We start from the raw sequence: 25,273 nt of genomic DNA, 5'->3' as shown, positions 1-25,273 counted from the left end.
GTTTATCACTCCTACAATTCTGCTAATTTCCGGAATAATACACCATCAATTATTTATGATAACATTGTCAATTTATTTTTATGAGATGGTATGTCGTAGACGCCGTAGACAAGGCATTTGGGCGAACAAAAAAGTGCCTGTTTGAGCCTTTTGATTTCTGGAAATGGATGAAACTTGTTATCATCGTTATGCTTATCGGCGGTAGCGGAAGCAATTTCAACGTTGGTGGAAATAGCTATTCATCTAATGATTACAACCTTCAGGATTCAGGTCCAGTTGATAGCTTCACCGAGGCTTTCGGAGGATTTGTTGATCAGATCCCTACTGGTCCGGACCTGGGATTGATCATCGGGATAATAATTTTTATATTTGTCCTGATCCTGTTCTTCTCATACGTTTCAAGTGTAATGGAATTCGTATTTGTTGACTCCCTCGTCGGCAACGACGTGAGGTTCTGGGAATACTCCCGCAGATACCTGAGGAAAGGTCTGGGACTGTTCGCATTCAGGATATTGGCAGGCATTCTTTTACTTGCTATCATTGCGCTCATGGCTCTTCCCTTTGTCCTACCGTTGATAGCTTCTTCAGGCGAGAACTTCGCAGACAATATAGCGATTGCCATTGTTTCCGCAATATTCCTGTTAATTGGCATAATTCTGGTAGCAGCAATAATCGGAGGGATCATTAGTTCATTTATCAACCTGTCAATACCTGTCGCTATTTACACACAAACCGGCATTTTCCGTGCATTTGCCAATGTATTCAGTCAGTTCAGAAAGGACTGGGAGCAAATAATTGGTTATTGGTTTGGAAGGATAGTGCTTGGCATTGCTGTTGCAATCGTAGTAGGTATCGTTTTGCTGCTAGTAATTATTGCAGTGGGTCTTTTCATCTTGCTCGCGGACGTGCTATTTTATTTTGCACTTTCAGCAATTCTACCCGGATCAGATGTGATCATCTGGATAATGCTAGTACCGATGATTTTGATCGAGCTGATACTCTTCATATTTTTGCTTACATTTATCGCCCTGCCTGCAAGGGTGTTCATGAAATATCATATGATAACATTCCTGCAGCAATGGTATCCTGATGTGGAAATTCCTGTGTTTGATGTGCAGCAGATCGATGAGGAAGAAGAAAGGGAAGTAGAAGAGGGAGAAGAAGAGTCAGATAGAGAAGGTTGATAGATATTACGAACAAGGTTACCGAACACTTTGCGGAAACCGGCATTGGTCTCCTAGCAGCAACCGAGCACCACAGGGAAGTCTGAAGAAGAGATTTATGAAAGGAGGATGTTGTGGCATCCTTCTTTTTTTGTTATGCTTTTTTTATAGTATTGTAGTTATGGAGAGCTTGCACTTTATATTCCCTATGTGCTTAGCTGTTGCTTGTATGATGGCATCACGACTGATGAGTTCTGTAAGTTGCTGAAGAAGCACTTTGGAGTTGCTGCGAAGTATTGTTGTGATCAGATTCAGAGGATGAAGATTGAATTGGATATGTATTGTCCTGATCGAAAGCACGTGTATTTTGTAGAAGCTTGAGGTCTGAACTATTTTAAAATAAATAGAATAAAATGAAATAGTATATAATTATCCAAATACTCAAATAATTATATATGCTTATAACCTACATACCCTCAGAAAAGGGATGTAAAGTTATGAGAGAACAGAAGATAGAGATTGTGAACTTTGGAATTGACAATGAGAAGTTTGAAGAAGCTGTTGAGGCTTACAAGAAGTTCCTAAGTGAATGCTGTGTTTACTGTCATGGTGGAAAGTATTCACCCGAAGGAAAGCTTTTTGTGGAGCCCGCTACGGAATATATCGAGTATTGTCATATGGGTGGAGAAGCTCCTGTACCCTACAATCAAGAGATGGCTTTTGGTGTTATATTCTTTATGACCTCTTTCAATGATAAGGTGTTTTTCTTTGATAATATCGGGGATGCAAAGGCCTTTTGGAATATTTTAGATGCGGTTGATGGCTATTTGCCATCTGTTGTAATGGGAATGTGAAATATAAAAAATTACTTCAACTCCGATTATAAGGACTTTGCTCTTGCTGTGAAGAGTGGTATGCCCATGGAAGAAGCTGAGAAGGTTCTGGAACAGCATATCACCCTTTGCTTTCTTTTTCATGTAATACGCCACCCCCGGAAATCACGTACACCGATGCCATAATTCTCCTTCAAACACTTTTCAGATACCGATAAATTCATATTCTAACCAACCCAATCATTGACACCAAACCGTGTAGAGTGATTAATATGATAAGTGTCAACGAAAAGGGATTAGCAATTATTGATGAGATGTTAGACTGGGAAGATGAGATCAAGGTCGAATCAAAGGAACTTGAGAACGGCGCTACCATCATTGACTGTGGTGTCAATGTAGAAGGTGGATATGATGCAGGTATGTACCTCTCACGCCTCTGCCTTGCAGACCTTGCAGAGATCTCATACACAAAGGTCGATCTGGATGGCCTTGCAGTACCTGCTATCCAGGTTGCTACAGACCACCCAACAGTAGCATGTATGGCATCCCAGTATGCAGGATGGAGAATTTCAGTCGGCGACTATTTTGGAATGGGATCCGGTCCTGCAAGGGGTCTTGGACTCAAGCCAAAAGAGCTCTATGAAGAGATCGGCTACAAGGACGATGCAGATGCAGCAGTTCTCGTAATGGAATCCGACAAGCTCCCTACCGAAGAGGTCGTTGAGTACATCGCAAAGCACTGCAGCATCGATCCAAAGGATGTTTACATCGCAGTTGCACCAACCTCATCAATTGCAGGTTCCGTACAGATCTCCGCAAGGGTCGTTGAGACAGGTATCCACAAACTGGAATCCATCGGTTTCGACATCAACACCATCAAAAGCGGTTTCGGTGTCGCACCTATCGCACCTATTGTCGGAGATGACACAAAGTGCATGGGTTCAACCAATGACTGTATCATCTACTGTGGTGAGACCTACTACACCGTTGAATACGGAGACGCAGAGAAGCTCGAGGACTTCGTAAAGAAGGCACCATCCAGCACATCCAGGGACTTCGGTAAGCCATTCTACACAACCTTCAAGGAAGCAGGTTTCGACTTCTTTAAGGTAGATGCCGGTATGTTCGCTCCTGCAAAGATCACGATCAACGATCTTGCAACCAAGAAGTCATTCACAAGCGGACGCATCAACCCTGGCATCCTGCTCGAATCATTCGGGATCAAGAACGTATAAGTTCAATAATTGCACATACAGCCTTTCCGGCTGTATAACTTCTTTTTTTATTGGAGGAATCATGGAAGTTATCAATAACGCCAGTGGTATCGGCGGACTGCTGACATCATTCAGAGATATTGTGAAGGATTCGAAAAGAGTTATGTTCATAGGAACCGCCGGTTTTTGTACACCTTTTGCGGAACTTATGGCATACGTGATAAGGGATACACCAATTGAGGTCGGTTTCATTCCCGACATCAGGCACCACGAGGCAAAAGCAATAGTATCCACACCAAGCGGCATGCAGATCGGCGATGATATTGACCATCATGCAGACACGATCGTCCTTCTCGGAGGACTTGCAATGCCAAAGATGAAGATTGACGTTGATGAAATGAAAGAAACTCTGGACAGCATTCTTGAAGACGCTGAGAACACACTCGTTATCGGGGTATGTTTCCAGTCAATGTTCGAGACCCAGTGCTGGATCGGACCAATAGACTTTGACTATGTCATTGATTCCGATATATCCATAAGTACCATCAAGGTGTGAACTAAGAACACACCTTTTACTTTCTTTTACTTTTCTTTTTCTTGTTCTTACAATTCCTTATTCTCCATTCCCTGCCATCAGTTGGAACGGCATTAATAATAGCTGATCAGCCATCATTTAATAAAAGCATCCACCACAACATGCCAGACCCCGGGAGAATACTTCTTGATACGATGGCATGCACGTATCTCAACGTCCCTGCCAAGAGCAGAAGCAGCATCTTTGATCCTCTGAATAGGACGCTCAAAGACAAGAACTTCAGGAGTGGTTTCATGATAATGAAGCATTCCACCTTCCTTTTGGATGGCTCCGATGCCCTTGTCCAGGTAGTGATGAGTGGTTCCCACATAACCCATGATCACCCTGTCAGCAATTGCCTGAGGCGTGACCTCTCCACAATCCCCATTAATGGCCTGAACAATTCCTTCAAGGTGGTTCAGCCTTATATTCTCAAGCAGGTAATTGTAGGAGACCGGATTCAGCTCAATGGAATAGACCTTTTTGGGTTTCCCATGAACTGCAAGAGGGATCGAGAAGTAACCGATACCCGCGAACATGTCCACTACAACCTCGTCCTTACCGAGCTTGCTCATGCGTTTTCTTTCAGCAAGATTGCCCTTTGAGTACATGATCTTAGTTGCGTCCAGTTTGAAAGAACATCCATGTTCCTTCTGGATGGTCTCAGTGTCCTCTCCGATGATGATCTCACGTTCGGGTTCCCTGAAAGTGCCTTTGATGCCAAAGTCCTGTAATACACACCTGCATCTCGGGTTTATCTCAAGGAGCTTCCTTGCGATGTCCTCCCTGTAGCTTTGCAACTCCTCAGGAATGCTCACGATCACAATATCACCAAGCACCTGCCAACCCGAGGGAACAATGCCAAGCAGTTCTTCAGGGATAAGGCCACTCAGATGCTCTTTTAGGGACATGGCAGGACGATAAAAATCCGGATTTTCCTGTTCAATAACATCAGATCCACCCACATCAGAAATTACCGGGATCTCAGCAAACTTGCCATCCGGATGTTCAACTATCCGTATCTTTCTCCCTTTATCCAGAACATCCATGGAAATAAGTTCAGCCTTTACTTTTTCCACATCCCTGACAGGAACTATTACTGCTTTCATAGACCTGCCTGAATCTATCGTAGGAGGAAAATAAACTAACGGTCAAACAAGTCGATCATAGATGCAAAGAACAGGCAACCTGAAAGCTGGAAAGATCGGATTGAAAAGAAAGACCGACATTAATATCAATACAATATCAATAGCAGAAGAATCATCAATAGCAATGTCAGGAGCATATAAACATCATGTAAAGACCAGATTTCCAGAGAATCATTCGGATACTACCGAACTTATATATATTCCATTAAGCAATTACTAGATATGAACAGCGAGGGTCACACTGCTCTATTTTCAAACAGGGATGGCATTATTGCCATCGAGGGTCCGGTAAAGCTCCAGATAATGGAGCTATTGAAAGATAGTTCAAGATCGTTCGATGAGATCGTAAAATACACAGGTAAAGCAAAATCCACGATCTCCGTGCACCTGAGTGACCTTAAGCAAAATAACCTTCTTGAAGAAAGGATCGATCCAAAGGATAAACGCAAGAAGACCTATGTGATGTGTTCCCAGTATGCAGCATGCTCACAGAAGCCCATCGTGGAACACTACCATGCGGCACTGAAACAATTTACGACCACATTCGATAATGAAAGAGAACTTCTAACATCCATTCTTCATGCAGTGCAAAGCGGCTTTGAGGCCGGGGGTATCAACCACAGGCCAATAATGAAAACCATCGGACAGGATGTCGGCATGAGAATCGCTGAAAATTTCACATCCACATACATTGAAGGACTTTTTGAAGAAGTCGCCGATTATTGGGAGATGCACAAGCTTGGATACCTTTCGGTTCCATCCTATGACCCCCTGGCAATACAGATCGATGATTGCTTTGTGTGCAAAAGCGCACCTGACATCGGACAAAAACTCTGCTCTTTTGGTGAAGGACTTCTTCAGGGAATAATATACCAGAAACTTAACATGCAATGTAATCTTGTGGAGATCGAATGTCATGGCAATGGCGATGACCACTGCCTGTTCGTGATGCAATGAATTAGTGAGTGCCCCTTATTACACCTATATCAGCTTTTACCAGAGGACCTATTTCCGCTACAATTCCCGGACCATCGGTTTTCTCACGGCAGACCACTATACTTTCCAGCAGACCGACCCTTTCGATGCCGTAGATATCCCTTCCATGCCCCTTCTTCTTGATCGCACTTTTCAGTTCAGATCGTGTCACGGAGTTCACAATAAGCCTGTCTGTAGCCGCTTTTTTCCAGCCCCAGAAAAGGTCGAGCTGGTCTTTAGTAAAACGACCTGTAACCACACCGTCCTGCCCTTCGATCCTGACAGAAACAGGTAGATGCGGGATCAAGCCAAAGCGGGATGCTATCTGTGAAACAGTACCCACTCCAAGAGCTTTTAGAGCCTCCGGTAGGAGCTTTACAGTAACACCGATATCAACAGTTATCCCTTCATCATCAATTGAAGAAATAGATCCCTTGTAGGCTACAGTATTTTCTACTTTGGTAACAGGGGTGCCGTATTTATCGATCAGGAAATTTGCTGCAAATACTTCATCTTCACCTGAAACATTTGCCTGAAGCCAACCTTCAGAATTTACGGAAACCTCGACGGTGGCATCAATATCCTTAAGTTCGTTTTCCAGCATGAACGCCGCAGAGCTTAATGCACGTTCTAAATTAGCATATAGTTTGACAGTCAAAATTGCTGTTTCCATGGCTACTCATTGAACAGCAAGCATTTAACCGTTTTTGTTCAGAAGGGACAGGAATACTTCCCTTGTGGCATCAAAAGCACTAATGACCTCATCAGCGACAGGCGTTTCGGAAGAATCGATCGCATCACCTATCATCGTCAGTTCACGGCTAAATGGTCCAAGTTTTCTTTTGGCGGTCTCAGTATCAGCATCAGAATCCACCAATCCCTTGTAAATGCTCTCAACCTTGAGGCGCAACTTATTGATCCTGTCCAGGATCTCAGCAGAAGTCGGATCAAGCTCATCACCACTAACCTCATGCCTGCTCTCAAGATCGTATTCATCTGGAAGCTCACCACCCAGAGAAATGATCAGGTCCTTCAGGAGGGAAACAACATTGTGCCCTTTTTCGGTCAACTCAACATACTTGATGCGCCCTTCAACAGTAAATACTACAAGGCCATCCTCTTCCATTCTTGACAGTATCTTTGTGGTGTGAGCAAATGTGGAATTGATCTCCTTTGTAATAACAGAGGCATATGTTCTTCCATAGAACCAGATAGCCAGTAAAGCAAGTGTTGGCTTCTCCTGCAAGAACAGATATTCCGGATTTTCCTTTGCCAATATAATCACCTCTGAATATATATAAATAATTTAATATTTTTTTAACAAAACAATGATTATCTAATTTGATATATATTACTTTCTATAGTACATCGATCATATATGATAATACATGATAGTGTAACCCTATTGGATTACAGTGATTGAAGGACATCATTTATGCGATCAATATCTGCATCGGTCTTAAAAGAGGTGCCGCTAAAATGTGTTCTTGAAACACTGGCACCTGTGACCCTGAGCGCTTCGACAAAAGCATCCATTGCAGGCGCTGAAATACCGATCCTTTTGCATATAAGATGCTGGTCATAGAAGAAAGGCATGTCAAATTCATCCCGACAAGCCACAATGATCTTCTTTGCCTGCTCTTTCTTACCGAGATCCAGAGATTCCATCTCTGCTAGGACCTCATCACAGAACTCCTTTTCATGCAGTTGTCCCAGCCATAGAGGACCCGCGATCTGCATATTGCTTTCACATGAAGGGCATTTGTCATCGATCGCAACAGCCAGACCATAGAAAAATCTCCTTTGACCGCATTTCTCACAATGGGCAAGGAATCCAAGTTCCCGGAGGGACCTATCGGCCTGTTTAGCGCCTTTTTTAACCTGAAGATAAGCACGGACGTAATGCCTTGTAGCATGCGAAAGAAGCGGGGTCATGCCTTTGTCATGCTTTGCAAGCTCCCTTGCGACTTTACCAAGAAGTATACGCACGCCCATCTCGCTGTGGAACTCATTATTCAATGGCACAGAAGCGTATTTTCGCATTCCTGAATTAAAATGTGCACCGCAAAGTGGAGCTGTATCGGTTGCCGTGACCTCAAGAAGATGAACAACTGACCTTGTCGCAGCATCCAGATAAGGTGCAGGACTCCCAAAAGGATCGAGGTCCACAATATTAAAGCGCCTCTCGTGCATCAGCACATTCGCGTTCTTGCATGTGGCTTCTGTGGTTTCCGATAGACCTGTCAGTTCAATATTCTCAAGAATAAGTGCAAAGGCCTCATCGCTCCAATCATTCAAAGTTGTTGAAACGCCAACCTCATTGGCGATCCTAAGTCCCCTGATGCCTGATGCGGACATGGTATCAACATACCGTATATCCGATATCTCGATCTCCTTCTGGAATGCCAGTCTCCTTGCATACGCTAAAGTAGCTGCGACGGAGATATCGCGATTCAGTTCCATATGAGGATTGTAGAATACCGGCGCTTCTGATGGCGGGAATGGTACGCCTTCAGGAGGTACCGGTACAAGGACCGTAGTATTACCTTCGGTTACCTTTGTGCTCTTCATCTGCATATTGCACGCTGTACAGCCCGCCATCATTTAACAATAACGGTACTGTTCATGCTTTGCCATGGAGGGACAGTGAAATTATATGTTCCTGCCTCGGTGAAGGTGTAATTGAACTGCATGCCGTAACTAATTCTCTGCTCCTCCCAAAGGCCATCTTCACTTATTACTGTAAATATTAGCTTCCTCTCTTTCATCTCATTTCTCCAGTAGACAGTATCTCCCCTGTTGATCTCAAGATAATTAGGTACTGCAGTATACCTATCCAGCCTACCGAGCCTTATTGTGTAGACCTGAGGCTCAATGACCTCTCCATTATCATCAACAGGAACATCATCCTCTGAGATGTTCTCGTCAACAGGAACATCTACAGGAGTTTCATTCTCGACTTCAGGTTCTTCCCCATTATCCCCGATACACCCTGCCATCAATAAAGATGATAGCACCAATATCAATACCAGCATTTTACTCTTCATTTGAATTCACAATGATATTTGGCTTTCAATACATTATAAACGTTGCCTGTAAACCATAACAGATACCTTTTTAAGTTACGATTCTAATTTGAAACACCATTTATTTGCGTTGACCTACGCAAAAGAGGTGAATACATTGACAGAAAAAAACAGCGTCGGAGAGAAGATACGCCAGTTCCGTGAGAGTCATGAGATGTCCGTGGAAGAGCTGGCAAAAGAAAGTCAGAGCAGTGTGGAACTTATAGAGAAACTTGAAGCAGGTGAGTTGATTCCATCATTGACACCTCTTTTGAAGATCGCACGTGCACTGGGAGTACGACTGGGCACATTCCTTGATGATGCACCACAGACTGGCCCTGTCGTAGTAAGAAACGGAGCCTCAGACAACGTAGTTCGCTTTTCCGGAAAATCCAAAAGCTCTGAAGAAAGCGCACTCGATTTCCATTCACTTGCAGCAGACAAGCAGGCAAGGAACATGGAACCATTCATCATTGATGTTCACCCATTCAAGAATGATGAGGAGCACGAGCTGTCATCCCATGAAGGAGAAGAGTTCATCTACATACTTGAAGGGAACATAGAAGTGATATATGGAAACGAAACCTACACATTGACCGTAGGGGATAGCATATATTATGACTCCGTTGTACCACATGATGTCCACGCAGCAGGAACAGAAGCAAAGATACTGGCGGTAGTCTACACACCTATCTAAGGGATAAGAAATGTTCGTTACAACTGTAGCACCGCGATTTGGCGACATCGATGGTCTGGGACACGTCAACAACACCGTACTTCCGGGATGGTTCGAAGAGGCAAGAAACCCCATATTCAGAATGTTCAGTCCTACCCTTGACCTGACCCTTGGGAAATGGAACCTGATCATGGCAAGGATAGACTTTGATTTCCTTGGAGAGATGTTCTTTGACGGTGATGTTGAAATAAGGACCTATGTCCAGAAAATTGGCAATTCTTCCTTCACATTACTACATGAAGCCTGGCAAAGGGGAGAGTTAAGGACCAGGGGAACTGCAGTTCTGGTACATTATGATTTCATTAACAAGAAGTCCATTCCCTTGACCGGGAGCATCAGGGAAGCATTAAGCGAACACCTCATCACAGAGTAATAAAAACGAATAACAGAACATAGAGGACCTGAGATCATGCTATTTACTGAATCTACTATTGGTGAGTTCTTTGAGGAACAGGTTAGAAAGGACCCGGACAGGGACTTTATGGTCTATCCTGACCGAAACCTGCGTTTTTCATACCAGGAGTTCAATGAAAGGGTCGATGACCTTGCAAAAGGACTTTTGTCCCTGGGGATCACAAAAGGTGACCATGTCGGGATATGGTCACGTAATGTACCTGACTGGCTTACCTTCATGTTTGCAACTGCAAAGATAGGTGCTGTACTTGTAACGGTGAACACTGCATACAAGAGCCATGAACTTGCTTATGTCATGAAACAGTCAGACATGAAGATGCTTGCGATCGTTGACCATTTCAGGGATGTCGATTATGTTGAGACCGTCTACGAACTGGTACCTGAGCTGAAGACCTGCAAGAGAGGTAATCTGAAAAGCGAGGAATACCCTAAACTTGAAAGTGTCATTTTCATCGGGCAGGAAAAACACAGAGGAATGTACAACACCGCTGAGATGCTGCTTCTTGGAAAACACACCTACAGTGACGAGCTGAACCGTATCAAAACGACCCTTGATTGTGAAGATGCCATTAACATGCAGTATACTTCCGGAACCACCGGATTCCCGAAAGGTGTCATGCTTACACACAAGAACATCCTTAACAACGGATACTACATCGGTGAAAGGCAAAAATTCACCAAAGAGGACAGGCTGTGCCTGCCGGTACCGCTGTTCCACTGTTTCGGTATCGTACTCGGTGTTCTTGCAACCCTCACCCATGGCGGAACCCTTGTAATGATAGAACTGTTCGACCCACTTCTTGTACTTGCTGCAGTACAGAAAGAGAAATGTACAGCACTTTATGGTGTGCCTACAATGTTCATCGCAGAATTCTCACACCCAATGTTCGAAATGTTCGATATGTCCTCATTAAGGACCGGCATAATGGCAGGTTCACCGTGTCCGATAGAAGCTATGAAAAAGGTCATCGATGACATGAACTGCAAGGACATCACCATTGCCTATGGTCTGACAGAGGCATCTCCTGTTTTCACCCAGACAAGCACCGATGATACCATTGACCGCCGAGTAGGAACCGTAGGTACTTCAATGGATCATATCGAGGTCAAGATCGTGGACCCTGAGACCGGGGAAATTGTCAAACCGAACGAACAGGGCGAGATATGCTGCCGTGGTTACAATGTGATGAAAGGCTACTACAAGATGCCTGAAATGACCGAAAAGGCCATTGATAAAGATGGCTGGTTACACAGTGGTGACCTGGCAACAGTGGATGAGGACGGCTATTACCGCATTACCGGAAGAATAAAGGACATGATCATCCGCGGTGGAGAGAACATCTACCCGAGAGAGATCGAGGAGTTCCTCTACACCATTGATGGAATTAAAGATGCACAGGTGGTCGGTATCCCTGACGAGAAATATGGAGAGATAGTAGGTGCATTCGTAGTTCTTAACGATGATTCCAATCTTACACCTGAGGACATACGGGATCACAGCCTGACAAAGATCGCACGCTACAAGGTACCGAAGCACATATTCATAGTTGAGGAATATCCGATGACAGCCAGTGGTAAAGTTCAGAAGTTCAAGCTCCGCGAGATGGCAGTGGAACTCCTGGAAAACAAGGACAAGTAAAAATCAAGATCGATGTAAAGGGTCCTCAAAAGACCCTTTAAGATTCTATTTAAACAGTCTATAATAGATGCTTGATCATAATATTCTATTTTAAAAGTTCGGTTTCAATAATTGATATTACGAAACTTTTCTAACATCCATCGTAATTCCGTATTTTCATTCATACAAAGAGATATCGTACTTCAGTTTTGTAATGTTCGCAGCACATGTCGATCCTTCTTTAATGAAATCCTCGATATTACTCTTGAGTATTGAAGGATGAGACACTCCGGCAAGCCCCTGTATCACAGTGCCCCCACAGAGAAATACGAACGTGGGTGTTCCTTCTACACCATATCTTTCCGCAGTCCAGGGACTCTGCTCTGCATCGATCCTGACAAATTTGCAGGATCTACTGAACTCCCCGGCATACTCCCGGAAATAAGGTTCTATTGCCTTGCAATGTGGACATGTTGTAAGATAGAACATTGCCACGACCGGAAGTGGTTCTTTTTCAACCAGCCCTTCCCAATTACCATCAGTTGCTTCTACGATAAGTTCATCCTGCATAATATCCCCACATAATTAATGGAAGTAATAAAATAAATAATCACTGTTTTTGATCCCTTGCCATATTGATAGGAGAATCCAACTAAAGTATAAGTACAAGAAGTTCTCTTTTTGCGTATTCCTTTGAATCGACCTGAAAGAGAATTCAGATAATGCACAAGAACGATGCAATGCTTGGGAATGAATCCATAGGCAACCTCATAGTCAAACTATCTGCACCCGCTATAGTAGGATTGCTTGTACAGGCATTATATAACCTTGTAGACACAATTTTCGTCGGAAGGGGACTGGGAGAGCAAAGCATGCTGGGGATCGCCGGCATATCCGTAGCTTTTCCTGTACAGATCCTCATGATGGCAATCGCTCTGGGAGTCGGTATAGGGGGCTCGTCTATTATCTCAAGGGCGCTGGGTAAAAAAGACATAATAAAAGCTGAGAGAACGGTTGCTAATATGGTAACATTGGTAGTCACAGCCAGTGTAGCCTTTACCGCCCTTGGCCTGATATTCCTCGACCCCATGCTAAAGGTCTTTGGAGCTTCTGATATTGTACTTCCTTTTGCCAGCGAGTACACGAAGTATATTGTCATTGGAACGACGTTCTTCACATTCTCTGCAGCTATGAGCAATGCTATCCGTGCAGAAGGAAATACAAAGTTTGCAATGGCTATCATGCTGGTCTCCAGCGTTACGAACATCATCCTGGACCCCCTGTTCATCTTCGAGTTCGGAATGGGAATAAAAGGTGCAGCCATTGCCACGGTGATCTCACAGCTGGTCGGATGCGTCATGGTGGCCTACTATTACGCAAGCAGCCTTAGCAGATTGAATCTTATTTTTGCATACATGACACCTGATACAGAGATACTTGGCGAGACCATTTCCATCGGAATGTCTGAATTCATATTCAATGTAGTGGAAAGTGCTCTCTTCCTTCTTTTCAACCAGAGCCTCCTGTTATACGGAGGAGATGTATCGATCGCGGTCTTTGGAATCATCATTAAGGTCTTCATGCTGACACTCATGCCAATTATCGGAATAAAGCAGGGAATACAACCGATAGTAGGATACAACTACGGAGCTAACGAGTATGCAAGGGTCAGGAAGACCATCTCCCTTTCAAATTACATTGTTACAGCAATGTGTATCGTAAGCACCATCATAGTTTTCCTGATACCGGAACAGATCATGCGTGTTTTCAGTGATGAACCGGAACTCATATCCATGGGGATCACAGCACTGAAGATCTCATTCCTTATGATGCCATTCATTGGTTACCAGGTGGTCGCAACAGCTCTATTGCAATCACTGGGAAAATCAAAGGAATCACTTGTCGTGACACTTTCCAGACAGACCATATTCCTGCCACCACTGGTAATTATATTACCGTTGTTCTTCGGCCTCAACGGCATATGGATATCTTTTCCAATATCAGATTTCCTTGCCTGCGTGGTCGCAGTTCTCATCACAAGGAAAGAAATTGCCAGAATGAGATCATAATGGCATAGGGTGGACGATCGAATAAGCTTAAAACGTTAGAAAAAGTTAAAATGAGAATAATAGATCTGTATCTATTATTCCGAATCCTGCTTTCTTTTCCTGTAAACGAAATAGATCACAAGTGCAGAGAAAGCAAGCAAAGTTACTGCGATCGAGAACGGACTTCTTACCCATCCCATCCTGAGCTGAGTCTCGGTCATTTCCTTGCCACCAATGGCACCCTCATCTTCAGAATCGATAGCTAATGCATCTTCGAATGCCACCAGTGCATCGTCGTACTCCTCAAGCTCATACAGGCTATAGCCCTGGCCAACAAGTGCAAGAGAATGATCAGGATCAGCCTCAAGAACTGAACCAAATGCTTCGAGGGCCTCTTCGTACCGACCAAGGTCATATAGCACACGCCCGAGGTTGTAAAGTACGTCCACATCTCCTGCGAAGAGTTCAACTGACCTTTCATAAGAGCTCAGGGCATCTTCAAGAAAACCAAGCTCAGAATAAGCATCTCCTCTTCCGGCCCATGCTTTTGCATAGGTGCTGTCAGCCTCTATTGCTGCATCGAATACTTCGATGGCCCCCTCATAATCACCAAGAGCAAAAAGTGCAAAACCTTTACCGCTTAAGGCATTAACATAATCCGGCTCAATAGATATTGCCTCATCAAAAGCATCTATTGATTCCTCATATTTTTCCATCTCATAGAGACAATAGCCTTTTCCGGACCAGGCAGAAGCATATTCTGAATCTTTTGAGATCACATGGTCGTAAGCATCAATAGCGTCTTCATAAAGTCCAAGGCCATAGAATGCATCACCCTTGCCTACCCATGCAACCAGATAATCCTCATTCAGCTCAATTGCCGATTCAAAATTATCGATGGCTTCCGAATACCTGTTCATTTCAAGAAGTGAATAACCCTTACCGGAATATGAATACACGAAACCCGGATCGGTCGATAAGGACATGTCGTATGCTTCAAGAGACTCACCATACTGGCCGAACTCGTAAAGGATCCGTCCCTTTCGATACCAGATCTGGGCATCATCATCACCCATCGCCGTTGCTTCATCATAGATGTCCCATGCTTCGTCATACATTCCAAGCCTTATGAGAGAATCTGCTTTGCCTGCATATGCATCCATGGAATCAGGATTGTACAGGAGAGCCTGGTCATAAGCTACTATAGCTTCCTCATAGTTCCCAAGATGATAATATGCATCACCTTTACCTAACCATGCGGCAGGATGCGTCTGGTGTAATGAGATAGCATAATCAAATGCGTTCAATGCGCCTTCGTAATCTCCTTCTTCAAGCATATCGTTCCCGCTTGCCACCCATTCAGTTACAGTAGAGGCATTTGCAGGACTTATTAATAATGCAAACAAAAGTAAAAGTGACACTGGCAACAACAGTGTTTTTCTCTGGGCACATATTTTCTTTATGGCCAACTCCGGATATTTTGACAACGAACCACCTTTTCAAATTATAAAATATATAAAGTAAATGATATGTAAGAATTAAATGCATAAGTTATATGTTTTTTCAGTGAAAAAAAGAAAAAAATAAGGGAGGGGGATTTGCAGACCAGAAATAGTCTGCCTGTTCAGTCCAGCCTTTCCCCACATTCTTCACAGAACTTTGCATTATCCTTTACTTCTTTTCCACAAGCCGGGCACTTTCGAACTTCAGATTCCGAACCTATAGTAGAACGCTGGATAAGGCTATCAGTAATATTGGTAGTGCTTATATTGTATTGTGCAGAACCCTCATCAACAAAAAGTTTGATATCGGTTCTCTTTTCGATCTCTTCCAGCATCTTATGATAGAAACCGGTAAGTGCGTCTTCTTTTTCAGCCCATGCTCTCAATATAAGGCGTGATCGGCTCTTGCCTACAACTTCAACATATGAGGCATACTTCAAACCACTAACACCTTCAGCATAGAACCTTGCAACTCCCGTAAAAAGGCGAGGTGTTGATGTGATCTCCGGCTCGATCATGTACATGTTCATATCCTTGAGCACTCTTGTAGCAATATCGAACAGGTTCTCTGCAGGGATCTCAAGGTCTTTAGAATCCTCTTCTGCTGAAATGAGGGTATTTACTACTGATCTCCAGGAAGGTTCATCGATCTGCCGGACCCGAAGTACCGGACACACTATGCTTACCATCTTGCCTTCAAGATCAACATGACTGCGCTTCTTCGTGTTATAGTCATAGTAATCAATGCCTGCAGAGATCTTACAGTCACCACATTCACCAGTAGGACGGACCTCGAAAGTAACCGTCTTTCCTTCACCGGGTTCAAGCATAGACATCCTTTTCTCAGCCTCTTTCAACAGGAAAACATCAGGTACAAAAAGAGCAACTTTAATATCCCCTATCGGCTCAGAAGTATGGTTCACGACCTTTACCTTGTATTGGAGAAGAGCGCCACGGTAATAAAATGCAGATTTTAGCACAATAGAACTACTTTCCTTCAAAGGTGAAGAAGCGCCCTTGACCTCGCCGGTTCCCACGGGAATGGATGGACCTTTTTCAGGAACATTACCGGACTTAACAGTACCCTTAGATGAAAGATCGCTTTTGACAGATGCACTACCACGGAAATTATCAGCCCCGGATCGTTTAGACTTTTTGTTCCGCCTTCGTGCCTTAATGATACCTCTTAAGAAAAACACTAAAAAGATGAAGGAAAGGATAAGAAGAACAACACCGAACGCGTTGTCAGTGTTATTTTGACCATCGTAATCGTAATCGTCATAGTATGTGGGGTCGATCCTTTCAGAGTCACCACTGGCAGTCCTGCTAAAATCCGAGACAGAATAATACTGGACCTCACCTGATGAGACGTAGAAACTGGCCTGTAGGTCATCATATCCAGAAGATTCCAGGGTTACAGAATGATAACCGGGTTCCAGGTCACTTAACTGTATCAAAGTGTAACCGTCACTTGTGGCCTGATAATAACTATCGAGATAGACATCATCACCATTCGGGATGGAATAGAGCACTATGGTACCCTGAGGAAAGTCTTTATAAAATATGTAAAGACCGTTAATATCCATATGGTCAATATATGATTCCGAATAGATGTCTACTATATCAAATTCCAGGGAAAGAAGGCCGTCGTCGTAATAGAAATAATCTCCCTCATAGTAGATGGCATTGTGGACTTCATAACCGTTCCATGTCACAGACATCTGTGCATAGTTGTTGTATGTATCAATATCGATTATATTGAGAACATATCCCTCTTCCAGCCAAAGAGAGTCACCCTCAGAGAGTGCAACATCATAGTCCAGAGTCGAAGAGGCACTGCCGACAACGGATAATGACAGGACCAAAACGGATAATAATACCAGTATTTTCACGTGTTTTTCTATCAAGATCGGACACCTGTGGAAACTATCATATTATGTTAAGTTTGATCGCTATTAGTTCTTTCCAGAGCAAAGCTATACAGATAATGCATATTACTTTTAAAAGCATATTTGTATTAAAAGTAAATTTTTGCCCTTACATTGAGTTTAATCAAGCTTTGTCCCACACTGACCACAGAAATGCGCTTCTGCAGGGACTGTAGTACCACAACCGGGGCATTTCTTTACACTCGGAGTCCTGCGGGCCTGTGCAGCACCCATCATTTCAGCATCCAGTTCCTTTCTGCGATATGAATCCTCACGCTCGCGGTCCTCAACATCCATCATGAACCGGACCTTGTCCTCTTTTGCAATGTTCTCCGCTTCTTTCATTTTGGCAAGTGCTTCAAGCTGCTCAGGAGACATATTCTGGAACTCCCTGCCCTGTGCAATGATAGTGGCAGTATCTGAACCGCCTTTTTCCATAACATTGCCCATATACTCCATGTCCCGGGAATGCTGACGGTCGTTCATATCCTCATCAAGTTCCAGATCAGCCCTTCTGGTCCCGGTTTTCGCCTGTTTCCATGAAGAAAATGTCTCGATTGCCTGTTTAGCTTCGTTAGCATCAGCCTCATTCTCGATCTGTGAGATCGTGGACCTGTGAAGAGCATCTTTTTCTCCCTCTGTCCTGTAATGCGCTGCACTCACTGTTTCTTCTGCAAAGCCAGCCCTTGTCGCTGCAACATTTACACGGCTGTCACGTTCCAGGTCACCCTCATCTTCAAGGACAGACATTTCTTTAAGCTCTTCGCGAACCTGGAATTCACTGCGTTCCTTTCTCACAACAGCATAGTTGCCAAAGTCCCACTCGCAAGTGTATTTTACAAGTTCGATTCCCCACAACAAAAGAGTGTCCTTAAGTTGCATTTCAAGCTCATTTTCCATCCTCAGCTGAAGATCACGGTTACCATAAAGGGATTCAATATTCTCCCCATGAACTTCCGGTTCAAGGACACGGGTTATCGTTTCACTTTCAAGGCGATCGTAGATATCGAAGATCGAGAGATTCCTTTCCCCGTTCTTCTCCGGAACCGTATAGGAGAATATCATATTGAAGAACTTTTTTGGATCGTTTATAGTGAACCTCAGGATACCTCCACATCCAACTTCCTGATCATCACGAGTCCATAGACCGGGAACCTCCCACCTCAGCTCCTTAAAGGAAGTGTCAATAAGAGCAACATCCACATCCTTATGCAAGGTTCCTGGTTTTAGCAGGCCACCAACTCTCATTTTTCCACTGTCGATGATGTCTTCAACTACACCATTCTTTATCATAACAGCTTTCTCATTAGGTGAGAGAGTAATAGACTTGCTGAAGAAACCTTTTACATTCTTCTTAGGGACAACACGTGCAATATCATCAAGATCCTTCTTCCATTTGAACGCCATAGTTCCAATACCTCCATCATCCGGCAATATGCTATAGAATAACATTGGACAAATATTATATATAATGTTTTCTATTGTATACATAGGCATACATAATCGTTGATTTCTTTGATAGACCAGTCGAAGAAAAGTCAACGAAAGAAAAATAGATATATGTAATCAAAAAAACTAAACAAGAGGAGATAAAATGGGTCGTTCGTATCCAGTAAGTGCAAGGGTCTCAGAAGATAGTAAACAATATCTACAACATCTTGTTGAAGAAGGAGTCGCTATAAACATGTCCGAAGCATTGAAAATATGTATAAGGTATGCCAAACAAAAGAAAATGGAGGAGGAAATATAATGGGATTCGCTAATCCATTCAAAAAGGTATCACCTGATGAACTGAAAACAAAGCTATCGATGTCCGAACAGAGATTGACAGCACGTGAGAAAGAGCTCAACAAGAAGAGACAACAGGCACGTACACAAGCTAAGGATGCCCTTTCAGATGGGAACGACAGGGAGTTCAGGGTAGCCTCTCGCAGATACTCGATGATAGACGGCCAGGTCAACACTATTGGAAGTATGGTCGAAATGGCACAGTCCATGACCGATGTAATTGAGATGGAAAGTGGACTTAAAGAGGTTGTTGAGATCGGGGCGAACCTCGGAAAATGGCAAAAGCAGCTTGGCTTTGACACAACAAAGCTCGAGGGAGCTATTACCAATATCCGCACATCTATGGAGAAAGTGAATACTGCTACCAACCTTATGACATCCTCAATGGATGCAGCTATGAACGGTGGCACAGAGCTTAGTGATATGCAGGACTCACTTCGATCCGAGCTATTGGCAGAACTTAGCACTGATACATCATCCAAAGATGAGCTATCAAAGAAGATAGAATCAGAAATGGCCGAGTCAGAGTGATCTAGCAGGATCATACTGACCTACAGATACTGCGGAGGTGCAAATCTGGGATCTGCAAGTTCACTGGCAGCACAGGCAAGAGGCTATGCAAAAGCTGCTAAGACATTGGAAGAAGAGAATGAAAAAGAGAGAGCAAGGGAACTATATCTAAGATCTGCAAAGCTCTACAATGAAGCTTCGAAACTCTCAACTGACAAAACCGATAAGAATACACAGCGTGACCTTGCAGAACACCTTTTTGCAAAGGCACAGTCATTCAAAAGTTCAGGCGTCCAGTATTCCGGCTCAGGCACGGGTACAAAAGAAGATACCGATGAGTCATCATTATCAAAAGATGACCTGATAATGACAGAAAAACCTGATATCGGATTTTCTGACATTGGAGGCCTTGAGTCTGTGAAAGAAGATATCAGAAAGGCCATAATATACCCGTTCACCCACAAGGAACTATACCAGATGTATGGCCAGAAAGCTGGCGAAGGAATACTCCTGCACGGCCCCCCTGGCTGCGGGAAGACAATGATGGCAAAGGCCGCTGCAAAGGAATGTGGTGCAGATTTCATCAGTGTCAAAACAAGCAGCATCGTAAGCAAATGGGTAGGTGCTTCTGAAAAGAACATAAAGAAGGTCTTTGACACTGCAAGGGAATGTGAGAAAGCCATTATCTTTTTTGACGAGATCGACTCCATTGGAGGCAGGCGAAGTGAAGCTGAAGACTATGCCAAAAGGGTGGTCAATGAACTGCTGGCCCAGATGGATGGAGTGGATACAGCCGATGATAACCTCCTGGTCCTTTCAGCTACCAACGAGCCATGGGCCATAGACCCAGCACTTCGCAGACCGGGACGTTTTAGTAAACTTGTCTTCATACCGGAACCGGACCTTCCTGCAAGAATTGCCATCTTTAAGATCAACCTGAAGAAAAGACCGATCGATGATGATGTCAACGTAGAGAAACTGGCAGAGATGACCGGATCATATTCGGGAGCAGACATTTCAGCTATTTGCAAAGAAGCCGCTGACATTCCGCTTGGAGAGGCACTTCGTGGTGCAGAACCCCGGAAGATAAAGATGGATGATTTCATCAAAGTACTGGAGCAAAGGAAACCTTCGATCACCAGCTGGTATTCCGAAGCAAAACGTGAAATAAAGAAAAGTGGCGAAGAAGAAGTCTTTAGAGAGCTATTCCACTAATAGCAGAGAGTGAACGATATGGATCTGGAATCCCACCCCACAACATTGCAGGAAGAAAACAGGAAAAAAGTGCATGAACTCCTGAAGAACACGCATTCGCGCATCGAAAAACTGATCCAGAAGACATATCAACAAAAGGATTCAGCCGCTACTTCACTACTTCGACAGCTTCGGACGCGGATAACAGTACTGATATCAGAAGCGGAAAAAAAAGAACTTGACCCCTTCGGAAGTCACAACGGCAACATTGATGAGTTCTATGAGAACGAAGAAAGATTTGTAGATACCCCTACGATGCTGCTTCAGGAAGTGGAGAATGCCCTTGCTACCGGTGAGAATGTCGATGTCTTTGCCATCAGTGACCTAGTGGATAAAATGGAGATGGGATTTAGCCACAGGATCGAACTTACAGACAAGAACCTGAGCGAATACGAGAACAGGATCATAAGTAAAAAGCAAGCTGAAAGAGAAGAAAGGGGAAGGGAAGAAAAGGAGAGAAGAGAGAAAGATCAGAAGGAAGCTGAGGAAAAAGCCCCTGCAGAAGACAAAACTGAAATGTTTGAAATATCTGAATCTTCCCCCTCCGAGATCAAAACCAGCTCAACTGATGATATTGAAGATGAAACATCGATCCCGGATGACGCACAGGTCCCTATTAAAAAAGATGAACTTGATACAGAAGTCCTTTCAAAACTTTACAGTTACATTAATATTCTGGAGCAAAAATTTGAGAAACAGCATCCAGAGGTCTCTTATGATGGAGAATACATTGCAGACAAGCAATGGAAGGTCGATCTTTCAAAAAGAAGTGTGCGTGGCTCCATAAAGGAAGGCAGGTTCAAAACACCAATGCTTATCGTCGATAACTACTGGAAATCCATTGATGATAAAAGAGATATCATCGAGATGATACAGGCAAAAGCAAGTACCATCGAACAAAACCAGTACATGAGCCTGTGTTTTATCAGCAGTTCCTGGGATCAAAGCATAAAGGACTGGGTAAGGACATATTCACATCAGAGACTGGGATTTTTCCTCTACGACCTTGTAGAAGACGATCTTGTATACAATGAAACTGATGAAAATAACCGGAAATTTGCATTCTGGCATTCCACAAATGGAACCCGACCTAAATTGACAGAGATCATTGATCAACTCATTGAAGATGAAGAGTACTTTGACCTTAATGATGTTATGGAACATTCCGGGCTTAACTTAAGCGGGGCTAAAAAATTCATAGATGGTCTCGTCAGGAAAAATGTGCTCATCGATGTTGGGCTGGATTCACCAAAATATACAAGATCAAAATAAAATTAAGGAATTGATCGATCAATAGAACATATCTATTAATGAATTAAATTTTTTAACGAAATGAATTTATTAATAAAATTAATCTTTTAATAAAATAGATTAATTAATAAAATAAATTAAAAAAAAGATAGGAAAAGAGTGAAAGGATCACTCTTCTGCAGGTGCTTCAGCCTCTGCACCGCCACCGAGGATGTCCTCAATGGTCTTATCACCGTATGCAGTAACCTTTGTGTTGATCTGGGTAATATCGGTTGCGACTTCCCTTCCACGAAGGAACTTTCGGCGGCGTACACCTTTTGATTTTGCTGAATAACCGACGCCTTTTGCAATGAGGACCTTCTGTCTTTTTGAACCAGGAAGGTCAGGGGTCATTACGAAACCACTGTTGTCGGTACCGCCTGTGATGGTCAGGGTGTATCCATCCAGACCTACTGTTGAGCCATCTACGGTCTGGCCAATGGCCTTACCGATGAACTGGTTTGATTCAGCACCAGTGATATCGAACTGGTAGGTCTTGGTTTTAGGATCTGAAACTACAACTTTAAAATCTGCCATGATTTGCCTCCAAATATTAGTAATATTTATCTATTGTTTAATTAATTTGAATCTGGTATATGTCTAACAGACATATATATTATATTTATTTCGCCCAGAAGGGATTGTCCCTTCTTTTGATCTCAAGAAATGCATCCATTGCGTCTAATTCGTCCGCCGAAAGTGAATCGTAAAGTTCATGCTCAAGGATCTTGACATGTCTTTCAGGTATATTCGCATGCAGGATGTCGCCTTCGTGTATCTGCCTTCCCACGGTTGGGCCTTCGATACTCATAGCAACCTCCATGCCAGTGCGTGCTTCGCTAACATTCTCTCCCCGGGATTGCAGGCCTTTTATAGTACCTACGACAGTGCCATCTTCATTGGTTATGTCGACCTTGGTCTTGACAACACCACCAATGATCCTTACACCTACAACAGCCGGTTTACTCTGCCGGAACGTACAATCCGGCATGATGGTGAACATTCCTGGCTTGATGATCGTCTCGGAGATCGTCTTCTCAGACAGTGCACGCTGCTCTTTTATCCAGTCCTTATAATCGTCAATAAGACGATAGATGACATCGTTCATGAAAAGTTTGACACCTGTAGATCGTAACTTCTCCTTTGCATCAGGAAGAATATTAACATTAAATCCAACTATCACAGAGTGGAATGGGTCTTCAATAGCTGAAACTTCCACAATATCCCTGTTAGAGATATCACCAACATTTGCTTTACGAATAGGAATATCTTCTTTCTTCAGCTCGTTTACGAGAGCTTCAAGAGATCCGATCGTATCTGCTTTAATGGTTATACCGCTCTGGTCAGTGTCGATCTGAACGTCCTCAACCTCACTGCGAACTTCTTCAACAACTGTCTCAAGGGTCTCAGGAGTTGCTACCCTCACAGAACCACCTGAAAGGGCTCCATCGAGATTCGGAGCTGAGATCTTTACACCAATAGCAGCTGTAACTTTGCTGACCTGCTTGAACTTGTCCTCCACATTGATCTCGGAAAGGACACGAGGTTTCAGCACTGCACGCACTTTTGTCTGTATAGGCTCATCCAGGCTTCCAACTACGATAGTATCGCCTTTTTTCAGTGTTCCGTCATAAAGTATAAGATCTATAGTGGTTCCAAGACCGCGTTCTTCTTTTACTTCGAGTACGGTTCCGACACCAGGACCTGTTGCATCGTAATGCAGGTTGGATTCCAGGAATCTCTGTGCCAGTCCCAGAAGTACCATCAGAAGGTCAGGAATTCCCTCCCCTGTAATAGCACTGATAGGTATGACACCAATATTATGCTGGAAATCGGCCACCCGATCGTATCGATCCGAGCTGAAACCATGATTATAAAGCTCACCGATAATCTCATAGAACCTGTTGTCCAGACTGGTCCTCACATGCTCGCTTTGCTTGTTGTAGGATGCCATGAAAGGAGAATCTTTTTGCGGGTTCCAGCCATGTATCTTGTCGATCTTGTTGGCAACCACTACAAAAGGAGTTTTGTGCTGCTTCAATATATGCAGGCTTTCAATGGTCTGGGGCTTGAAGCCCTCATTGATATCCACTATAACAATAGCAAGATCCGCAAGAGCCCCACCACGACTCCTAAGGGTCGTAAAAGCATGATGGCCGGGAGTATCAATGAACAAAAGGCCCGGAACAACGAACTGGTCCAGTAAACCGGGATTTCCACATTTATCCACAATGGACCCAATAGGAACCTCGGTTGCACCGATATGCTGGGTTATAGCACCAGCTTCTCCGGACACAACCGCACTTCCGCGGATGTTATCGAGCAATGAGGTCTTTCCGTGATCCACATGCCCCATTACACATACGATAGGGGTTCTTAAGTCATCCTTTACAGCCATAGTGCAGCTCCCTTTGGAATTATCTTATTGATCTGATCAGTGATAAAAAATATACCCAGGGTCAATATGACCCTTTGAATATGACATCCACGACAGGCCGGAACTGGTCCGACCTGACGCTTCAGAATATCATTCAGTTGTCGATGGTTCGATCCTTTTAAGCTTACTCGTAAAGCTGCCCTTCATCGATCCTGGAATAGCCTGTGATCTCAAACTCTTCAAAGTGAAGAGCGATCTCACGCTCTGCTGATTCCGGAGCATCTGATGCGTGGACAATGTTCCTTCCGGTCTCAATAGCGAAGTCACCACGGATGGTACCTGGTAATGCTTCTACAGGATTTGTCGCACCGTTGACGGCACGCATGATCTTGATAGAATCCTTGCCTTCTACAACCATTGAAACGGATGGTCCTGAGGTCACATATGAAACGAGGGAACCAAAGAATGGCCTCTCGGAGTGCTCTTTATAGTGCTCCTCTGCAGTAGCCACTTCCATTACGTTCATCCTCAGAGCTACGAGCTTAAGGCCTCTCTTCTCGATCCTTGAAAGGACATCTCCGACAAGACCGCGCTGAACGCCATCAGGCTTGATCATAACATAAGTTTTTTCCATCAGACACACCCGCTTATGCTTTCTTCAGATATACTCTACCCTGCTCTGTCCAGACAGTACGCCTTGGAAGTCTTCCAAGATTGAAGTTGTTCTTACATTTTGAAGAACAGAAATAATATGAAGAGCCATCTTTTTTTGCGAAAAGGATGCCGGTTCCCGGCTCAAGTATCTCACCGCAAAATGAACACTTTCTCTGTTCCAT

General features: G+C 43.7%; 26 protein-coding genes. 13 read left to right on the top strand and 13 right to left on the bottom strand.

The window, feature by feature from the left end; all coding sequences use genetic code 11:
• The first annotated feature begins 80 nt into the window (after window positions 1–80).
• From E7X56_RS02555 to E7X56_RS02540, 4 genes are all read left to right on the top strand, one after another.
• Window positions 81–1,184 carry a hypothetical protein gene (locus tag E7X56_RS02555; RefSeq protein WP_135604568.1) on the top strand — a complete coding sequence of 368 codons (1,104 nt, stop codon included), beginning with the start codon at window positions 81–83 and terminating at the stop codon, window positions 1,182–1,184.
• Between the two features lie 476 nt (window positions 1,185–1,660).
• Complete coding sequence (locus E7X56_RS02550; RefSeq protein ID WP_135604566.1) at window positions 1,661–2,017, top strand: hypothetical protein; 357 nt, start codon at window positions 1,661–1,663, stop codon at window positions 2,015–2,017.
• 251 nt (window positions 2,018–2,268) lie between these two features.
• Window positions 2,269–3,231, top strand: a complete 963-nt coding sequence (gene mch / locus E7X56_RS02545; RefSeq protein ID WP_135604564.1) for a methenyltetrahydromethanopterin cyclohydrolase — start codon at window positions 2,269–2,271, stop codon at window positions 3,229–3,231.
• A gap of 61 nt (window positions 3,232–3,292) precedes the next feature.
• Window positions 3,293–3,766 carry a DUF2124 domain-containing protein gene (locus E7X56_RS02540; RefSeq protein ID WP_135604562.1) on the top strand — a complete coding sequence of 158 codons (474 nt, stop codon included), beginning with the start codon at window positions 3,293–3,295 and terminating at the stop codon, window positions 3,764–3,766.
• A 113-nt stretch (window positions 3,767–3,879) separates the two neighbouring features.
• Here the strand turns inward: E7X56_RS02540 and E7X56_RS02535 are convergent, their stop codons facing one another.
• Entirely contained in the window at window positions 3,880–4,893 is a 1,014-nt protein-coding gene (locus E7X56_RS02535) for a class I SAM-dependent methyltransferase family protein (RefSeq protein WP_135604560.1), read from the bottom strand.
• A 261-nt stretch (window positions 4,894–5,154) separates the two neighbouring features.
• Here E7X56_RS02535 and E7X56_RS02530 point away from each other — a divergent pair, with 261 nt between their 5' ends.
• Window positions 5,155–5,889, top strand: coding sequence for a V4R domain-containing protein (locus E7X56_RS02530; RefSeq protein ID WP_135604558.1), 735 nt, complete (start codon window positions 5,155–5,157; stop codon window positions 5,887–5,889).
• Window position 5,890: 1 nt separating this feature from the next.
• Here the strand turns inward: E7X56_RS02530 and E7X56_RS02525 are convergent, their stop codons facing one another.
• The 4 genes from E7X56_RS02525 to E7X56_RS02510 form a co-directional block, all read right to left on the bottom strand.
• Window positions 5,891–6,580, bottom strand: a complete 690-nt coding sequence (locus E7X56_RS02525) for a DUF2110 family protein (protein ID WP_135604556.1) — start codon at window positions 6,578–6,580, stop codon at window positions 5,891–5,893.
• 24 nt (window positions 6,581–6,604) lie between these two features.
• Window positions 6,605–7,183, bottom strand: a complete 579-nt coding sequence (locus E7X56_RS02520; RefSeq protein ID WP_135604554.1) for a MarR family transcriptional regulator — start codon at window positions 7,181–7,183, stop codon at window positions 6,605–6,607.
• A 134-nt stretch (window positions 7,184–7,317) separates the two neighbouring features.
• A complete protein-coding gene (locus tag E7X56_RS02515) occupies window positions 7,318–8,478 on the bottom strand; it encodes a tRNA (guanine(10)-N(2))-dimethyltransferase (RefSeq protein ID WP_135604884.1) in 1,161 nt (386 codons plus the stop codon).
• 29 nt (window positions 8,479–8,507) lie between these two features.
• Window positions 8,508–8,954: a hypothetical protein gene (locus E7X56_RS02510; RefSeq protein ID WP_135604552.1), complete on the bottom strand. Its 447-nt coding sequence runs from the start codon at window positions 8,952–8,954 to the stop codon at window positions 8,508–8,510.
• A 136-nt stretch (window positions 8,955–9,090) separates the two neighbouring features.
• Between E7X56_RS02510 and E7X56_RS02505 the strand changes: the two genes are divergently transcribed.
• The 3 genes from E7X56_RS02505 to E7X56_RS02495 are packed head-to-tail and all read left to right on the top strand — an operon-like array spanning window position 9,091 to window position 11,761.
• Window positions 9,091–9,669, top strand: a complete 579-nt coding sequence (locus E7X56_RS02505) for a helix-turn-helix domain-containing protein (protein ID WP_135604550.1) — start codon at window positions 9,091–9,093, stop codon at window positions 9,667–9,669.
• Window positions 9,670–9,679: 10 nt separating this feature from the next.
• Entirely contained in the window at window positions 9,680–10,081 is a 402-nt protein-coding gene (locus tag E7X56_RS02500) for a thioesterase family protein (RefSeq protein ID WP_135604548.1), read from the top strand.
• A 36-nt stretch (window positions 10,082–10,117) separates the two neighbouring features.
• Window positions 10,118–11,761: an AMP-binding protein gene (locus E7X56_RS02495; RefSeq protein WP_135604546.1), complete on the top strand. Its 1,644-nt coding sequence runs from the start codon at window positions 10,118–10,120 to the stop codon at window positions 11,759–11,761.
• Window positions 11,762–11,917: 156 nt separating this feature from the next.
• On the opposite strand, the gene E7X56_RS02490 is transcribed toward E7X56_RS02495, so the two are convergent.
• The gene (locus E7X56_RS02490) at window positions 11,918–12,310 is read right to left on the bottom strand and encodes a co-chaperone YbbN (RefSeq protein WP_135604544.1); all 393 of its coding nucleotides are present in this window, start codon (window positions 12,308–12,310) and stop codon (window positions 11,918–11,920) included.
• Window positions 12,311–12,462: 152 nt separating this feature from the next.
• Between E7X56_RS02490 and E7X56_RS02485 the strand changes: the two genes are divergently transcribed.
• Window positions 12,463–13,809: an MATE family efflux transporter gene (locus E7X56_RS02485; protein ID WP_135604542.1), complete on the top strand. Its 1,347-nt coding sequence runs from the start codon at window positions 12,463–12,465 to the stop codon at window positions 13,807–13,809.
• A gap of 74 nt (window positions 13,810–13,883) precedes the next feature.
• Here E7X56_RS02485 and E7X56_RS02480 read toward each other — a convergent pair whose 3' ends face one another.
• From E7X56_RS02480 to E7X56_RS02470, 3 genes are all read right to left on the bottom strand, one after another.
• Window positions 13,884–15,275: a tetratricopeptide repeat protein gene (locus E7X56_RS02480; protein WP_135604540.1), complete on the bottom strand. Its 1,392-nt coding sequence runs from the start codon at window positions 15,273–15,275 to the stop codon at window positions 13,884–13,886.
• 137 nt (window positions 15,276–15,412) lie between these two features.
• The gene (locus tag E7X56_RS02475) at window positions 15,413–17,197 is read right to left on the bottom strand and encodes a PEGA domain-containing protein (RefSeq protein ID WP_135604538.1); all 1,785 of its coding nucleotides are present in this window, start codon (window positions 17,195–17,197) and stop codon (window positions 15,413–15,415) included.
• Between the two features lie 141 nt (window positions 17,198–17,338).
• Complete coding sequence (locus E7X56_RS02470) at window positions 17,339–18,670, bottom strand: zinc-ribbon domain-containing protein (protein ID WP_167879424.1); 1,332 nt, start codon at window positions 18,668–18,670, stop codon at window positions 17,339–17,341.
• Window positions 18,671–18,812: 142 nt separating this feature from the next.
• Here E7X56_RS02470 and E7X56_RS11695 point away from each other — a divergent pair, with 142 nt between their 5' ends.
• The 4 genes from E7X56_RS11695 (at window position 18,813) to E7X56_RS02455 (ending at window position 22,042) form a co-directional block, all read left to right on the top strand.
• Window positions 18,813–18,968 (top strand): hypothetical protein, encoded by a 156-nt coding sequence (locus E7X56_RS11695; protein ID WP_167879423.1) that lies wholly within the window; start codon window positions 18,813–18,815, stop codon window positions 18,966–18,968.
• Window positions 18,968–19,537: a hypothetical protein gene (locus E7X56_RS02465; RefSeq protein ID WP_135604534.1), complete on the top strand. Its 570-nt coding sequence runs from the start codon at window positions 18,968–18,970 to the stop codon at window positions 19,535–19,537. Before E7X56_RS11695 ends, E7X56_RS02465 begins: the two co-directional genes overlap by 1 nt.
• A gap of 105 nt (window positions 19,538–19,642) precedes the next feature.
• Window positions 19,643–20,731, top strand: coding sequence for a 26S protease regulatory subunit (locus E7X56_RS02460; protein WP_135604532.1), 1,089 nt, complete (start codon window positions 19,643–19,645; stop codon window positions 20,729–20,731).
• A gap of 18 nt (window positions 20,732–20,749) precedes the next feature.
• The gene (locus E7X56_RS02455) at window positions 20,750–22,042 is read left to right on the top strand and encodes a hypothetical protein (protein ID WP_135604530.1); all 1,293 of its coding nucleotides are present in this window, start codon (window positions 20,750–20,752) and stop codon (window positions 22,040–22,042) included.
• A 147-nt stretch (window positions 22,043–22,189) separates the two neighbouring features.
• Here E7X56_RS02455 and E7X56_RS02450 read toward each other — a convergent pair whose 3' ends face one another.
• The 4 genes from E7X56_RS02450 to E7X56_RS02435 form a co-directional block, all read right to left on the bottom strand.
• The gene (locus E7X56_RS02450) at window positions 22,190–22,597 is read right to left on the bottom strand and encodes a 30S ribosomal protein S6e (RefSeq protein WP_091690070.1); all 408 of its coding nucleotides are present in this window, start codon (window positions 22,595–22,597) and stop codon (window positions 22,190–22,192) included.
• A gap of 85 nt (window positions 22,598–22,682) precedes the next feature.
• A complete protein-coding gene (gene infB, locus E7X56_RS02445) occupies window positions 22,683–24,458 on the bottom strand; it encodes a translation initiation factor IF-2 (protein WP_135604528.1) in 1,776 nt (591 codons plus the stop codon).
• 163 nt (window positions 24,459–24,621) lie between these two features.
• On the bottom strand, window positions 24,622–25,071 hold the full coding sequence (ndk, locus tag E7X56_RS02440; RefSeq protein WP_135604526.1) for a nucleoside-diphosphate kinase: 450 nt from the start codon (window positions 25,069–25,071) through the stop codon (window positions 24,622–24,624).
• Between the two features lie 13 nt (window positions 25,072–25,084).
• Entirely contained in the window at window positions 25,085–25,273 is a 189-nt protein-coding gene (locus tag E7X56_RS02435; protein ID WP_135604524.1) for a 50S ribosomal protein L24e, read from the bottom strand.

Source organism: Methanococcoides sp. NM1, from assembly GCF_900774285.1.
Taxonomy (GTDB): Archaea; Halobacteriota; Methanosarcinia; order Methanosarcinales; family Methanosarcinaceae; genus Methanococcoides; species Methanococcoides vulcani.
The sequence above is the reverse complement of the archived record's forward strand: the minus strand, read 5'-3'. Positions and strand labels throughout refer to the sequence as shown.